Genomic DNA, 15296 nt, shown 5'->3' with positions numbered 1-15296 from the left:
AAGCAATTTGCTGACCTGAAAAGGCACCAGATTGCGGTGTGTGAAGACGAAACGAACCGAAAGTTCGAGATACTCACAAAACACCTGCTGTCACATACCCAATTTGCTGAAGCGAGACCAACAGGTCACGACTCAGTACCCGAATTTCTTGACGACCATAGAGCATTGGAACCACCTGATCCCATCCCGAACTCAGCAGTGAAACGATGCATCGCCGATGGTAGTGTGGGGTTTCCCCATGTGAGAGTAGGTCATCGTCAAGATTAAATTCCGAAACCCCTATCTGCGTATGCAGGTAGGGGTTTTGTTTTGCCAGCAGAAAAGTGACACCGGCTCACGCCACCCGACGATCTACATGGAAAGTCCGTCATTGCTGTGCCTTACTCCAGACACAACTCATGGGGCGACGTCGATGCGGCGTAGAGGCACAAAATTCTGGTTATGGACCAACACGCAGTTACCCCTCCATACGCATGAAGAGGTACTCAGCAATGGCTTGCACATCGAGGTGCAGGCACGGGTCAGTCATGAGGGGGTTACCCAGGTATTTATAGGCGTCTACGACACCGATGGCTGGGCGATTTGCGAGGAGTTTCATGACCGCTACGCCGGTGAGCATTACTGCGCGGCGTTGAAGTGGGGCGCTCAGCGGGCGAAGGAGATTGTCGCGGACACCCAGGAATTCGTCGCGCCGCACCGAGTGCAGCTGACCTTGAGTCCGGTGATTACCGATGAGCCGGAACTGGCCCTGCGGCGGATGGAAATGACCGAGCGCGAGTCGTTGAAGCTCAGGTCCGACGATGCCTGGTCGGAGTACCTGGCCGCCAAGTCGGCCATGTTGACGCTGATGCGCTCAACCAAAGTCGACCCCACGGTCTGGGCGGATCACAAGGATCGGCTCAGGCAGGCCATCGATCGACGAGCCTGCGTACAACGCGCCTACCTGTGCTGACTCTGCCTCAAGTCTGGGAGCGTCGCAGAGCCTCAATGGTTTCGATCAGATCATCGTAGGACACCGGTTTTCCAATGTGCTGGTCAAAGCCCGATTGCCGTGACTTTTGGATATCGCTGTGGGCGCCATAGCCGGTCAGCGCAATGGCCGGTACATCCTTGACCAGTGGCAACTGACGCAAGGCGCTCATCAGCTCGTGGCCGTTCATGACCGGCATGCCCAGATCAGAAATGATCAGGTCGAAGCGCGTGCTTTTTGCGGCATCCAAAGCCGCCACCGGACGGTCGAACGCAATCACTTGCGCGTCTTCCATTTCCAGCAGCATTTTCAAGGTTTCCAGTACATCGGCGGAGTCGTCGACCAGCAGGATCGTCAAACCGCTCAGCCTGCCAGAGGATTCTTCGACCTGGGTCGGGGATTGCGGCTCATCTTTGGTGTGGGCCAAGGGCAGGTAAACCGTGAAGGTACAACCTGTTCCCACCCCGGCAGAGTTCACCTCAACCGTTCCCCGTTGGGCCTCGGTCAACTGGCGGACCAGTGACAAGCCGATCCCCAGCCCTTCACGGTTGTGGCTGACGTGCTGCTTTTCCGCCTGGCCGAACAGGTCGAACACGTGATCGAGGTTCTCGGGTGCGATGCCTGCACCGTTGTCTTTGACGTCCAGCCGCGCCATGTTTCCAACCTGGCTGGCGATTAATTGCACGTGGCCGTTGGAGGGTGTGAATTTCAGCGCGTTATTCACCAGGTTCCAGATAATTTGCTCCAGGCGCGTCGGGTCGGCATGGACCATCAAGGCGTCTGAAGGCACGAGCAGTTCGACGGTGGCGTCGTGTCGGTCGCTGAGCACGACGGCATGAATGTCGCGCAACACACCGCCCAGATCCACAGCAATTGGTTTCAGTTTGAGTTTGCCGGTACGGACCCGGGCGACATCCAGCAGGTCATCGATGATCCTTGCCTGGCTGTTGACGGCGTCGCAGATGGTGTTGACGGCCTTGGCGGCCGGCGCCACCGACTTGGTCATCGGCAAGCGACGCAGCAGTTCTGCATTGAGCTGAATCAGGTTCAGCGGATGCTTGAGTTCGTGGGACATGACCGCGAAGAATTCATCCTTGAGGTAATTGGTGTTGCGCGTTTCGGCCAGTTGTTGGCTCTGTTCTTCATGCTGGCGTTTATGGCCGGTCAGGTCGCGGGCGATTTTGACGTAGCCTTTGAGATTGTCGCCGCTGAGCAAGGTCACCTCGCCGCTGCAAAAGAAGCGGCTGCCGTCCTTGCGCAAGTGCCAGCGCTCATCTTCGCTGCGACCATGGGTGCGCACCGCCAGCAGTTCGTTGTCAGGCACGCCGGACGCACGATCTTCAGGCGAGAAAATGAAGTCGTAATAGGCGCCCTCGGCCTCGGCCTTGCTGTAGCCGAAAATCAGCTCGGCGCCTTTGTTCCAGGTGGTGATCACGCCCTGCTCATCGAGGGTGATGATGGCGTAGTCGCGAGTGCTTTCAGCGACCAGGCGCATGCGTTCTTCGCCCAGTCGCAGCTCTTCTTCAGCCGCACGACGTTTAGTGATGTCGATGAACGTCAGCACGGTGCCGTCGATGTGGTCTTCGCTGGAACGATAGGGCAGCAGGCGGGCGATGTACCAGCGGTTGTCGGTGCTGCTGACTTCGCGTTCGATCATGTTCAGCGATTCGAACACCTGCGCCGCGTCTCCCACCAGGTTCTCGTAATGCAGGCGATGGGTAATGTCGAGCAAGGAACGCCCGGTATCCACCGGCAACATGTTGAAGATGTCAGTGGCGCGCGGGGTGAACCACTTGATGCGCATGCCGCGATCGACAAACACCGTGGCGATGTCAGTGGAGGCGATCAGGTTGGTCAGGTAGTCGTTGATCTTGTCGGTTTCTTCGACTTTGGTTTTCAGCTCATAGTTGACCGTCAACAGCTCTTCGTTGATCGACTGCAGCTCTTCCTTGCTGGTCTCCAGTTCTTCGGTGGCCGAGCGCAGTTCTTCGTTGATGGCCTGCATTTCTTCGTTGGAAGCCTTGAGCTCTTCGCTGGAGACTTCCGATTGTTCGATGGTGTCCTGCAAGTGCAGCTTGGTGCGTTGCAGTTCGCGCTCAAGGTTGGACAGCACCTGGCTTTCGGTCTGGAGCACGGTGGTGGCCGCTCGTTCGGCAGGGTCGACCTCGACTTCCTCGAAAATCACCAGGACGTATTCGCCGTCTGATTCTTCATCCTTGTAGGGGTGCGCGACCAGATCGATCAGGTAACTGCGCTCATCACGCTTGATCGGCACTTCGCGGGACTTGACCGGCAGGCCGCTCTGCTGGACCTGGAACAACGTGGTGCGGATTTCCAGGCGCAGTTCCGGAAGAATCAGCGTCAGCAAGTTACGCGACAATTCGCCGCCAACATGACGCAGGAAGCGCCCGGCACTCTCGCTCATGTGCAGGATGTCGGCGTTGGCATCGACGATCACGCTTGGTGGTGCGGACTGTTCGAGGGCGCGTTGATGGATATCGCCAAATGACAATTTGCGCGGCGCGCTGCTTTGCGGGACCTGTTGGGACGTGTTGGTCCGCACATAACCTCCACGCGGCATGGTCGGTGTGCGCCGACTGTTGGCCGTGCCGGTCTTGGCACGGAAGATCCGGTTGCGTTTATCCACTGGGGCAAACAGTTCGTGGCACGCGTCCGCGCTCTCGGAAGAGCCGAGGAACAGGAAGCCGCCGGGACGCAGGGCAAAGTGGAACATCTGGAGGATTTCGCGTTGCACTTCGCGATCCAGATAGATCAGCAGGTTGCGGCAAACAATCAGATCGATCTGCGAGAAGGGCGGGTCGGACAACAGGCTGTGTTTGGCGAACAAGACCTTTTCGCGGATCTCCTTGCGGATCCGATAGTGATCGTCTTCCTTGATGAAATAGTGGCGCAGCCGCGAAGGTGGCACATCGGTGATGATCGCTTGTGGATACAGGCCGGTCCGGCCGACGCTGATGGCGCGTTCGTCGATGTCGGTGGCAAACAGCTGCATCGACGCCGCGCTGGCGTCCAGTTGCAATTGATCGTTGAGCAGCATGGCCAGGCTGTAGGCTTCTTCTCCCGTGGAGCAGCCCGCGGACCAGACGCGGATTTCTTCTTTCTCGGGTTGTGCGGACACGACAGCGCTGACCAATTGCGGCACAACATCTCGTTCGAGGGCTTCGAAAGCCTCCCTGTCACGGAAGAAATTGGTCACGCCGATCAGCATGTCGCCCAGCAGCGCCTTGGTTTCTTCGGGGTTGTTCAGCAGATACTGGTAATAGGCGCTCAGGTCCGGCTGGCCGGTCACCTGCATCCGGCGTTCGATCCGGCGCAACACGGTGGCGCGTTTGTAGTGTTTGAAGTCATGGCCGGTACCGGTGCGTAACTGAATCAGAACGTCACGCAGCACGTGTTCGGCAAGTGCCGCGTCACGTTCGGACACCGCAGCAATGCTTTGCAGTTCCGGATCGTTGGCGGTGGGCAAACAGATTTCCCTGGAGTTGCGCCAAAGCTCCAGAAGCTTTTGCGGCATTTCCACCACGGGCAGCACCAGGTCAACCATGCAGGTTTCGATGGCGGCGCAAGGCATGCCATCGAATTCGGCGTCTTCCGGTGCCTGAACCAGCGTGATGCCACCTTGTTCCTTGATCCGTGACAAACCAACCGCGCCGTCCGAGCCGGTTCCCGACAACACCAGACAGAAGGCGCGCTCGCGGTGCACATCGGCCAGGTCGCGGAAGAACAGATCGATGGACGCGTGGCGACCTTCGCTCGGGTCTGTGGCGCTGACCTCCAGAAAGCCATCGTTCATTGTCAGCCGTTGCGCCGGTGAAATGACGTACACCCGGTTTTTCTCGATGGCCACTGTTTCGGTCAACTGCAGAACCGGCATCCTGGTCGATTCCTGGATGATCTTGTCAGCGATGCTTTGGTGATCGGGCGACAGATGGAGAATGATCACGAACGCCATGCCATTGTCTTGAGGCATGTTTTCAAAGAACAGTTTGATCGCTTGCAGCCCGCCCGCCGACGCACCGATGCCCACCACCGGAAAGTCCAGGGTGCTGGGGCTCAGGGCCTTTCGCTCAGGAGCAAGGGCCGAGTGCTTGGGAGTGGTGGTCATAACGCTTGCCTTTGGCGAGGGGGAACGCCTCGAATTCAAGTGGGGTGTACGTGCGTTCTAATAAGTCAGGATAATCCTGTTTTTTGATAACGCCTTCAAATATTTAGCGCGTACTAAACGGCATGACTTCTCAAGGGAACACTACTACTGGCCGATAACCCGAACAGTCATGGTCTTCTTCTTAAATTGCCTGGAAATCTTCGATGCTGTCGTATCACCAAAAGCGTTTTTTGATCGTCGATGATTTTTCGGATTTCCGCAGTTCCGTCAGGTCCATGCTGCGCGAGCTGGGCGTCAAGGATGTTGACACCGCCGACACCGGCGAACAGGCGCTGCGTATGTGTTCGCAGAAGGCCTACGATTTCATCCTGCAGGACTTTCACCTGGGCGACGGCAAGAAGAACGGTCAGCAGGTGCTTGAAGACCTGATGATCGAGAAGCTGATCAGCCATGAGGCCGTGTTCGTCATGGTCACCGCCGAGACCAGTCAGGCGATGGTGCTCAGTGCGTTGGAACACGAACCCGATGCGTACCTGACCAAACCGTTCAACCGTTCCGGCCTGGCTCAACGGCTGGAGCGGCTGGAGCAACGCAAGACCTTGCTCAAGCCGATTCTGCAGGCCCTTGACCGGGGCAAACCGGTTGAAGTGCTCAATGCCTGCATCGCCTTGTGCAAACAAGACATCCGCTACTCGCCGTTGTGCCTGCGCTACCGCGCCGATGCCTTGCGCGACCTGAATCAGAACGAGGCGCTGGAGCGTCTCTACGACAGCATCATTGCTGATCGGCCTTTGCCGTGGGCGTTTGCCGGGTTGGGCAAATTACTGTTCAAACGTGGCCAGGTCGGTCAGGCCAAGGGCGTGTATGAAAAAGCCCTGAAAGTGTTCCCGATGATGCCGGCGCTCTACGACGGCATGGCTGATGTGCTGGTCGCCGAAGGCGATACGAAGGCGGCCCAGAATGTGCTGGAAGAGGCGATCCGCTTGTCGCCGCTGGCGGTGCGTCGGCAAGCGCAGCTGGGTAAGTTGGCGATGGCCAACGAAGATTTTGAAACCGCCTCCAAAGCCTATCGTCAGGCCGTGGCGCAGGGCGCGCAGTCACGTTTCAAGGATGCGGAGAGCAACCTTGGCCTGGCCCATGCCTTGATCAGCAAAGGCAGCGAAAAAGGTCTGGATACCCGGACTCGACTGGAAATCAACACGACGCTGAGTGCGGTGGCCAAGGAAAACCCTTCCGACCCGGGTCTGCAGATTCGTGCGCGGTTGATGAAAGCCACCAGCCTGCTGCTCAACGATGCCGAAACTGCCGAGAAGCTCACCGAACAGGCGATGATGCGCCTCGATGGCATGGAACAGTTCATGAGCGCCGAAGCGGCGCTGCTGGTGGCCAAGCAACTGCAGATGCTCGGGCAGGCCAGCGCCGGTGCCTCGATGTTGAAAAACTGCGCGGAAATCTACGGCGACGACCCGACGGTGATGAAGGGCATCGCCAAGCTGACAGACGATCCGACCATCCTCAACTCCGGCAACGCCGCTGCCGACCTCAACCGTCAGGGCGTGCGGGTGTACAAGACCGGCAACCTGGTGGAGGCGCGGCAGGTGTTCCGCAAAGCCCTGGCGCTGCAACCCAAGAACATCAGTATCGCGCTGAACATGGCCCAGTCGCTGCTGCACGGCACCGATACCAATGTCCCTTCGGCGGAGCTGGAGGAATGTCGGACGTGCCTGAAAATGGTCGGCCTGATGCCCGACTCCGATGCGCGTTTTCCCCGTTATCAGAAGTTGCGAAGCAAGGCGTTTGGCGAATGAACAACAGCGAACAGGCACTCGATTTTTCCACGGTGATTGCCTCCACCGTGCACGACATGAAGAACTCCCTGGCGATGCTGATGCAGGCCCACAGCCAATGGCTGGCGCGCTTGCCGGATCCGCAGCAGCACACCCCGGAGCAGGGCGTGATCGAATTCGAATTCGCGCACCTCAATGGCATGCTCGTGCAGTTGCTGGGGCTGTACAAACTCGGCGTCAACCAGATGCCGTTGCAACCGGCCTACCATGAACTGGATGACTTCATCGAAGCGCAATTGGCCTGCCACCAGGACGTGTTTGCCAGTCGCGGCATCATGGCGACCTATGAAGTGGACCCGTTGAGCCCTCTGGGTTTCTTCGACCGGGAACTGATTGCTTCGGTGCTGGGCAACAGCATCAACAACGCCATTCGTTACGCCCGCCACGCGGTGTTGATCAGTGTCAGCGATGAAGCGGGGCAACTGGTGCTGACCGTCAACGACGATGGCGAGGGTTATCCACTCGAGATGATCGAGCGTCAGGCCGATTACGTGCAGGGCATTAATCACAGCAGCGGAAGCACTGGCCTGGGCCTGTACTTTGCTGGGCGGATTGCCGCTCTTCATCAGCGCAACGGCGTGGGCGGGCGCACTGAAATCAGCAATGGCGGCCCGCTGGGTGGCGGGGTGTTCAGCCTCTATCTGCCCTGACCGGTTCTTTTTGTTGGTCGCTGCTTGATATTCCGAACAGGCGGAGCCTATTTTGTACGGGTCGCCGTTCGCGGCTTGCACAACAACAAAGGATTGCGTCATGACAACCGATGGCCATCGCTCACTCGCACAGCGATTGACGGGCATTGATGAGATTGAATGTGTCACGCCGGATTTGAATGGCGTACCCCGTGGCAAGGTAATGACCGCCGAAGGCTTTCTCGAGGGGCGGCGTTTGCAGATGGCGCGGGGGGTGCTGCTGCAATGCATCATGGGCGGATATCCGCCAGCGCGCTTTTACGGCAGTGATGATGGTGACCTGGCGCTGGTGCCCGACCCGGCACAGATCCATCGCTTGCCGTGGAGCCAGCAGCCGCGTGCCTTGGCCATTTGCGATGCGGATGAGCTGACCGGCGAAAGCTCGTCTCTGTCGACCCGCGGCCAACTCAAAGCCGTGATCGCGCGTTACGCGGCCCTCGGCCTGGCGCCGGTGGTGGCGACCGAGATAGAGTTTTTTGTCTTCGCGCCCAATACCGACCCGACTCAACCGTTCCAGCCGCCGCTGGGCCTGGACGGTCGTCGCGAGGACGGTCAATCGGCGTTCAGTATCAGTTCCAATAATGGTTTGCGGCCGTTCTTCAGTGAAGTCTACGCCTGCATGGCGGCCCTGGGCTTGCCGCGCGATACCTTCATGCACGAGATGGGCGTGAGCCAGTTCGAGATCAATCTGCTGCACGGCGACCCACTGCTGCTGGCCGACCAGACACTCCTGTTCAAACATCTGCTCAAAGAAGTCGCGCTCAAGCATGGCCTGACCGTGGTTTGCATGGCCAAGCCGCTGGCGCACACGCCGGGCAGTTCGATGCATATTCACCAGAGCATCATCGAGATCGGCAGCGGGCGTAACGTGTTCAGCGACAAGGCTGGTGAGCCGACCGCGACCTTCCGTCATTTCATCGCGGGTCAGCAGGCCGGCATGGCGGATTTCACCGCGTTGTTCGCACCGAACGTGAACTCGTATCAGCGCTTGTGCCATCCGTATGCGTCGCCGAATAATGCCTGCTGGTCCCACGACAATCGCGCGGCCGGATTGCGTATTCCAGCCAGTTCACCCGCCGCTCGTCGGGTCGAGAACCGTTTGCCGGGGGCTGATGCAAATCCTTACCTGGCGATCGCCGCCAGCCTTGCCGCAGGGTTGTATGGCATTGAACACAAACTGGAACCGAGCGAGCCGATCCAGGGTGAATTCGAAGTACCGGACAATCTTTCGTTGCCGTGTACCTTGCATGCGGCTCTTGAGCGTCTGAAACGTAGCCAATTGGCGAAGGAACTGTTTGGCAAGGAATTCATCGAAGGCTACATCGCCTCGAAGACCATGGAGTTGACCAGCTTCTTTGATGAAATTACTCCCTGGGAGCGGCGTGTTTTAGCGGCCCAGGCCTGACGCCCCGTCGACATCAGGCTATCGTTTGTCGGTAGCCTGAAACTCACTGCAAGGAGCCGCTCGGAACGCCGATGCGCCAAATCTGGAAACCCTTTCGAGCGCTTTATTTTGCCTCGCTGATGATGTTGATCGGCTCTGGCCTGTTGAGTACTTACCTGGCCTTGCGCCTGGCCGCCGACCACGTCGACAGCCTGTGGGTCGGTGCGTTGATGGCGGCCAACTATTGCGGCCTGGTACTGGGTGGCAAGATCGGCCACCGGCTGATTGCCCGGGTCGGGCACATTCGCGCCTATTCGGCTTGCGCCGGGATTGTCGGCGCGGCGGTGCTGGGCCATGGCCTGGTGGACTGGTTGCCTGCCTGGATCTTCCTTCGGGTGATCGTCGGCCTCGGCATGATGTGCCAATACATGGTTATCGAAAGCTGGCTCAATGAGCAGGCCGAAGCCTCGCAGCGCGGAACGGTGTTCAGCGGCTACATGATCGCCTCGTACCTGGGGCTGGTGCTGGGTCAGTTGATTCTGGTCATGCACCCGGGCCTGGGCCTTGAACTGCTGATGCTGGTCGCCTTGTGCTTCGCGCTGTGCCTGGTGCCGGTGGCCCTGACCCGGCGGATTCACCCGGCGCCATTGCACCCGGCACCGATGGAGCCGCGGTTCTTCATCAAGCGTGTGCCGCAGTCGTTGAGCACGGTGCTGGGGGCGGGGCTGATCATCGGTTCGTTCTACGGTCTGGCACCGCTGTATGCCTCACAGCAGGGGTTGTCCACAGAGCAGGTCGGTCTGTTCATGGGTAGCTGCATTTTTGCGGGGTTGCTGGTGCAATGGCCGTTGGGCTGGTTGTCCGACCGTTATGACCGGGCGCTGTTGATCCGCTGTTTTGCCCTGGTCCTGGCGCTGACCGCGTTGCCGCTGGCAATCATGCAACAGGTACCGCTGGAGATTTTGTTTATCACCGGGTTCTGCTGTTCGCTGGTGATGTTCTGCCTATATCCGCTGGCGGTGGCGTTCTCCAACGACCACGTCGAGGGTGATCGCCGGGTGTCCCTGACAGCGATGCTGCTGGTGACCTACGGTGTCGGCGCCAGTATCGGGCCGCTGGTGGCCGGGGTGCTGATGAAGCTGTTCGGCAGCCACATGCTCTATGCCTTCTTCAGTTTCTTCGCGTTGGTGCTGGTGTGGCGGATTCGCCCGAAAGCGGTGACCAACCTGCATGTGGTGGACGATGCACCGCTGCATCACGTCGCCATGCCGGACAGTATGTCGAGTTCGCCGTTGGTGGCTTGCCTTGACCCGCGGGTCGATGAGCAGGTGGTTCAGGATCAGATGCAGAACCCGATCAGCCCTGAGCCGGACCCGGAACCTGAATCAGAGCCCGAAACCGATCCGCCACCCGAAGACCCTGATGCACCTCGCGAACAAAGTTTTACCGAGGCCAGGCCATAACGCATAAAAACAACGCATAAAAAAACGGGCAGTCACCGCAAGGGACTGCCCGTTTTCTATTGAAGCGTCTTATTACATGTCGTCTTTGTCGAAGCGCCGCGCTTCGCGCTGAAGCTGATAGACGAACCGCTCGACCTGCCGTTGCACCAGCCCGCTCATGTTGTGAAAGCGTACGCCGGCGAAGGTGGTGGAGATCCTTTCTTCGAAGTGCAGGTAACGCAGCTCGACCGGTGCCGTCATGTTGCCAAAAGGCAGGGCGGCGATGAAGCGGTCATAGACCTGGCCCAGTTGCAGGCTGTCCGTGATGTCGCCTTCGAAGCGCAACTTGCAACCGGTGGCGGAGATGTCCAATAGCTTGCCGCTGATCGGCGACTTGAGTTTTTCACCGCCCAGATCGACGTTGACCAGTTGTGCCAGCTTCAATGCTGCGCGGAATGCATTACGACGCTGGTGGTAAACCACCTCGGCGGGCAGGGCGCCACGGTAGCAGCGACCACCACCGGATTCGTCGATGGTCAACGGGCCGTTGCTTTCCCAGGCAATGCGCACGCCGTCGTGAAAACCTTCGACCTTGAACGGTTCGCCGGCGAGCAGGAAGCGTTCACCATCGCGGGGAATCATTTCGTCCAGGGCAATCATGTTGCTGTCACGGTCAATGTCCACCAGATAACTCTGGAAGCGCTGGCTGCGCTCATGGAACGTGATGATCAGCGGATCATGGCTGTCTTGCAGCTGGCGCAGGTTGCCGGAGATCTCCAACGGCGTGGTGAGCACCTTGGGTGGCTGCGGAGCATCTTCCGCGCTTAAGGCATTGAACACGGTTCATCAATCTCCAGACAAAATATGACTACGGCTGGCCAGCATATTGCCAGCAAGTTTCGCGTCTTGATAGTGCGCGCTTTTCAGCAGGCTCAAGCCTGACTGAGCGGGCGTGGCTTCGCAAGCATGGAGGTTGATCCGCGTGCATCATAGAGCGCTGGCGGCTCGCCGCCGTTGAGGATTTTCAGCTGATTGGCCGTTGAGGCCTGTTGCACCAGGATCGACTGGCCATTCTTGACGTTGGCCGCCTGGCACTGAGCCAGAAGATCGGTCAATACATCGCTCTGTTCCAACAGCTGATTGCCAATACTCGAATGGCTGGCAAGTTGCTCCAGGCCGTTGCGGTTGGTCGGCAGGTTGAGGCTGGCGAGGATTTCACTGCGCTTGCGGCCATGCTGATCGAGCAAAATGATCAATGCCTGTTTCTGCGCCAGAATTTCTTCGAGCAGTGGCATATCGCGACCGTGCAAGGCGAGGGACTCGGTTTGCAGTAACTCCAGCAAGTGCTGTGCCGGGGCGAAATCGTCGGTGATCAGTTGCAGTAAATTAGTGTCGTGCATGGCTGGCCTTGGGTTTTAAGCGTCCAAAAGCCTGGCGCAGGCCTTGGCCTAGCGCTGGGCTTCGAAGTTGAGCAGTTTGCTGGCTACACGGTTGCTGTCGACTTTGTAGCTGCCATCGGCAATCGCTGCTTTCAACTCGGCCACGCGGGCGTTGTCGACGGCAGGCTGATCGCGCAGCTTGTCAGTGACCTTCTGCAACTGTTGAGCCTCATTGCTGAGATGTACCGATTCCCCGCTTTTGACGGTACTGGCCTGTTCGGCCGGGGTATTCAGCGGTGCGGGTTTGCCGGCTTCGGCGGTCTCCTTCGCGGTGCTGGTACGTGTACTACCGGTAAGTGACGAGGAACTGTTCAAACGGCTGAAATCGATGACCATGACAAAAAAACCTCTGGGTATTTGGACGCTTGCCATGTTTTCGGCCATACCCGGAAAAACTTTAGGCCCAATTATCAATGAGCTTGCGCGCGTCAGCGCTTGCCCTGCATAGGGCACAGTCTAGGGAACAGTCGAGTGGCGCGCCACATCTTCACAAGCAGAGAGTTCTACATGGCCACTTCCACCTGACCGGGCGCGGTGACTTGCGCCTTGATGACCCGCTGGGAGTTGAGGTTTTTCACCCGAATCTGTTCGCGCAAGCCGCCGTTGGACAGCGCTTCACCCGGCATGCGCACGCTGAGCGTTCCACTGCGGGCGGTAATCACCACCTGGTCGCCCTTGCTGATGACTTCTGCCTGTTCCATGTGCACCAGGGTCATGACCTGGTCGGCGACCATTGGTCGGGTAAGTTTCTGCCCGATCGCCTGGTCGACGGAAGTCAGGTAACCCTGGTTGATCAGACTGATGTCACGCTCGCGCAGGGTCACATCCTGGGGCTCGACGATACCGGCGCGCCGCAGCGCACGGGTGGTGGTCACAATGTCGCGAAACAGGCGCACTTGAGCGGGTACGAAGACGGTCCAGGGGGACGTGCCCTCGCAAGCAACCTTGACGGTAACCCGCCCCAGCGGCCTTGCCGGACTCTCAAGCGTGGCTGTCAATTCCTTGTCGCACATGGGCATGCGCAGCCGCGGATCGAGTTGCTTGACCTCGATCTCGTAGCGGCCTTCCGTTTGACTGGTGGCCAGATAGTCTTCTACGGTGAATTCAAGAAAGCCCTGAGTGACGCCGATAAGCATGTCAGGCAAGGTAACCGCGTCAGCAAGGGCAGGGCAGCCAGCGTTGAACAGGCAGACAGCCGACACCGCGCAAAGCAATCTGCGGGCGTTTGATGTCAGGCGTCGGAAAAATGTCGGTTCTGTGTTCATAAGAGTTAAAAAGCAAGCGCCGTGCCGTTTAGTGATGAATGCGCGTCGCAACACACTTAAGCGTTGGTGTAGGAGTCTGTGCATGGCTGGTGTAATGGATGCGGTAAACCAGCGCACGCAACTGGTAGGGCAGAATCGCCTTGAGCTGTTGTTGTTCCGTCTCGACGGCCAACAGCTGTATGGGATCAACGTGTTCAAGGTTCGGGAGGTGCTGCAATGCCCCAAACTGACGCTGATGCCAAAATCCAGTCCTGTCGTGTGCGGTGTGGCGAATATTCGGGGGGCGACCATTCCGATTCTTGATCTGGCCATGGCGACCGGTTCCGGTGCGCTGAAAGATCAAAGCAATCCCTTCGTGATCATCACGGAGTACAACACCAAGACCCAGGGTTTCCTGGTGCGGTCAGTGGAACGCATCGTCAACATGAACTGGGAGGAGATTCATCCGCCACCCAAGGGCACGGGACGCGATCATTACCTGACGGCTGTGACTCGGGTCGACAATCAGTTAGTCGAAATCATCGACGTCGAGAAAGTGCTGGCAGAAGTGGCGCCGACACCGGAAGCGATTTCCGTCGGCGTGGTGGATGTCGAAACCCAGCACAAGGCGCTCTCTTTGCGAGTGCTGACGGTCGATGACTCGTCGGTGGCGCGCAAGCAGGTGACTCGTTGTCTGCAGACGGTCGGTGTCGAAGTGGTGGCGTTGAACGACGGTCGGCAAGCGCTGGATTACCTGCGCAAGCTGGTCGACGAGGGCAAGAAGCCGGAAGAAGAGTTCCTGATGATGATTTCCGACATCGAGATGCCGGAGATGGACGGGTACACCCTCACGGCCGAGATCCGCAACGACCCTCGCATGCAAAAGCTTCACATCATCCTGCATACTTCGTTGTCGGGTGTATTCAATCAGGCGATGGTCAAGAAGGTCGGTGCCGATGACTTTCTTGCCAAATTCCGTCCTGATGACCTGGCATCCCGGGTAGTCAACCGGATCAAAGCAGCAGACATCAGCTAGGGGCCTTTTGCCCCTAACGGTTAATACGATTTAAGAGGCGGCATCTTTGTCTACGGGTAATTTGGATTTCGAACAGTTCCGGGTCTTCCTGGAAAAAGCCTGTGGCATTTTGCTCGGTGAAAACAAGCAGTACCTGGTCTCGAGCCGTCTCAACAAACTGATGGAACAGCAAGGCATCAAGTCCCTGGGTGAACTGGTCCAGCGCATCCAGACCCAGCCGCGCAGCGGTTTGCGCGAGATGGTGGTGGATGCCATGACCACCAACGAAACCCTGTGGTTTCGTGACACCTATCCGTTTGAAGTCTTGAAGAACAGGGTGCTGCCGGCAGCGATCAAGGCCGCCCCTGGCCAGCGTCTGCGGATCTGGTCGGCGGCCTGTTCGTCGGGTCAGGAACCGTACTCGCTGTCGATGTCGATCGATGAGTTCGAACGCGTGAACATGGGCCAGTTGAAGATGGGCGTGCAGATCGTTGCCACTGACCTGTCCGGTACCATGCTGACCAACTGCAAGACCGGCGAGTACGACAGCCTGGCCATCGGCCGTGGCCTGTCACCCGAGCGCCTTCAACGTTACTTCGACCCGAAGGGGCCGGGGCGCTGGGCAATCAAGGCACCGATCAAGAGTCGGGTGGAGTTTCGCTCGTTCAACCTGTTGGACAGCTACGCAGCCCTGGGCAAGTTCGACATCGTGTTCTGCCGCAACGTGCTGATCTACTTCTCCGCCGAGGTGAAGAAGGACATCCTGTTGCGCATTCACAGCACGTTGAAGCCAGGCGGTTATCTGTTCCTCGGTGCTTCCGAGGCGCTGAACGGTTTGCCGGATCATTACCAGATGGTCCAGTGCAGCCCGGGGATCATTTACCAGGCGAAGTGATTCGTTGGCGTCATCAAAAAACGGGAGTCCTCAGGGGCTCCCGTTTTTTTTTGCCTGATGATTTCCCCCAAACACCCCAATTCCCTGTGGGAGCGAGCTTGCTCGCGATGGCGTCGGATCAGTCGACATCTTCATTGCCTGATCCACCGCTATCGCGAGCAAGCTCGCTCCCACAGGGGCAGGTGGTGTTCTCCCGGCCGGGATAAGCGGCAGAAAAGCGGCAGGCGGCGGAAATCGGTTGCCGC

Annotated in this window: 12 protein-coding genes and 1 rRNA gene; 8 read left to right on the top strand and 5 right to left on the bottom strand. The window is 58.5% G+C overall.

Going from position 1 to position 15296, the window contains the following annotated elements:
- Positions 1–147 precede the first annotated feature (147 nt).
- Positions 148–263: ribosomal RNA gene (gene rrf / locus AC3IUE_RS25105) — 5S ribosomal RNA — on the top strand.
- A gap of 149 nt (positions 264–412) precedes the next feature.
- Positions 413–952 (top strand): hypothetical protein, encoded by a 540-nt coding sequence (locus AC3IUE_RS25100; RefSeq protein ID WP_461999580.1) that lies wholly within the window; start codon positions 413–415, stop codon positions 950–952.
- Between the two features lie 7 nt (positions 953–959).
- On the opposite strand, the gene AC3IUE_RS25095 is transcribed toward AC3IUE_RS25100, so the two are convergent.
- Entirely contained in the window at positions 960–5096 is a 4137-nt protein-coding gene (locus AC3IUE_RS25095) for a CheR family methyltransferase (RefSeq protein ID WP_489264099.1), read from the bottom strand.
- A gap of 203 nt (positions 5097–5299) precedes the next feature.
- Between AC3IUE_RS25095 and AC3IUE_RS25090 the strand changes: the two genes are divergently transcribed.
- From AC3IUE_RS25090 to AC3IUE_RS25075, 4 genes are all read left to right on the top strand, one after another.
- Positions 5300–6904, top strand: a complete 1605-nt coding sequence (locus tag AC3IUE_RS25090; protein ID WP_489264098.1) for a response regulator — start codon at positions 5300–5302, stop codon at positions 6902–6904.
- Positions 6901–7593 carry a sensor histidine kinase gene (locus AC3IUE_RS25085; RefSeq protein ID WP_489264097.1) on the top strand — a complete coding sequence of 231 codons (693 nt, stop codon included), beginning with the start codon at positions 6901–6903 and terminating at the stop codon, positions 7591–7593. Before AC3IUE_RS25090 ends, AC3IUE_RS25085 begins: the two co-directional genes overlap by 4 nt.
- A gap of 202 nt (positions 7594–7795) precedes the next feature.
- A complete protein-coding gene (locus tag AC3IUE_RS25080; protein ID WP_489268945.1) occupies positions 7796–9037 on the top strand; it encodes a glutamine synthetase family protein in 1242 nt (413 codons plus the stop codon).
- Between the two features lie 71 nt (positions 9038–9108).
- On the top strand, positions 9109–10479 hold the full coding sequence (locus tag AC3IUE_RS25075; protein WP_489264096.1) for an MFS transporter: 1371 nt from the start codon (positions 9109–9111) through the stop codon (positions 10477–10479).
- A gap of 72 nt (positions 10480–10551) precedes the next feature.
- On the opposite strand, the gene AC3IUE_RS25070 is transcribed toward AC3IUE_RS25075, so the two are convergent.
- From AC3IUE_RS25070 to flgA, 4 genes are all read right to left on the bottom strand, one after another.
- Entirely contained in the window at positions 10552–11298 is a 747-nt protein-coding gene (locus AC3IUE_RS25070; RefSeq protein WP_056743326.1) for a flagellar brake protein, read from the bottom strand.
- Positions 11299–11390: 92 nt separating this feature from the next.
- The gene (locus tag AC3IUE_RS25065; protein ID WP_056743324.1) at positions 11391–11858 is read right to left on the bottom strand and encodes a flagella synthesis protein FlgN; all 468 of its coding nucleotides are present in this window, start codon (positions 11856–11858) and stop codon (positions 11391–11393) included.
- 48 nt (positions 11859–11906) lie between these two features.
- Positions 11907–12233 carry a flagellar biosynthesis anti-sigma factor FlgM gene (flgM, locus tag AC3IUE_RS25060; protein ID WP_008147951.1) on the bottom strand — a complete coding sequence of 109 codons (327 nt, stop codon included), beginning with the start codon at positions 12231–12233 and terminating at the stop codon, positions 11907–11909.
- A 167-nt stretch (positions 12234–12400) separates the two neighbouring features.
- Positions 12401–13162 carry a flagellar basal body P-ring formation chaperone FlgA gene (flgA, locus tag AC3IUE_RS25055; RefSeq protein ID WP_056743320.1) on the bottom strand — a complete coding sequence of 254 codons (762 nt, stop codon included), beginning with the start codon at positions 13160–13162 and terminating at the stop codon, positions 12401–12403.
- An 82-nt stretch (positions 13163–13244) separates the two neighbouring features.
- Here flgA and AC3IUE_RS25050 point away from each other — a divergent pair, with 82 nt between their 5' ends.
- Positions 13245–14177, top strand: a complete 933-nt coding sequence (locus AC3IUE_RS25050) for a chemotaxis protein CheV (protein ID WP_008147956.1) — start codon at positions 13245–13247, stop codon at positions 14175–14177.
- A gap of 46 nt (positions 14178–14223) precedes the next feature.
- On the top strand, positions 14224–15051 hold the full coding sequence (gene cheR / locus AC3IUE_RS25045) for a protein-glutamate O-methyltransferase CheR (RefSeq protein ID WP_056743318.1): 828 nt from the start codon (positions 14224–14226) through the stop codon (positions 15049–15051).
- Positions 15052–15296: the final 245 nt, after the last annotated feature.

It is taken from the genome of Pseudomonas sp. GL_093, from assembly GCF_057837605.1.
This window is presented reverse-complemented; position numbering and strand designations above follow the sequence as displayed.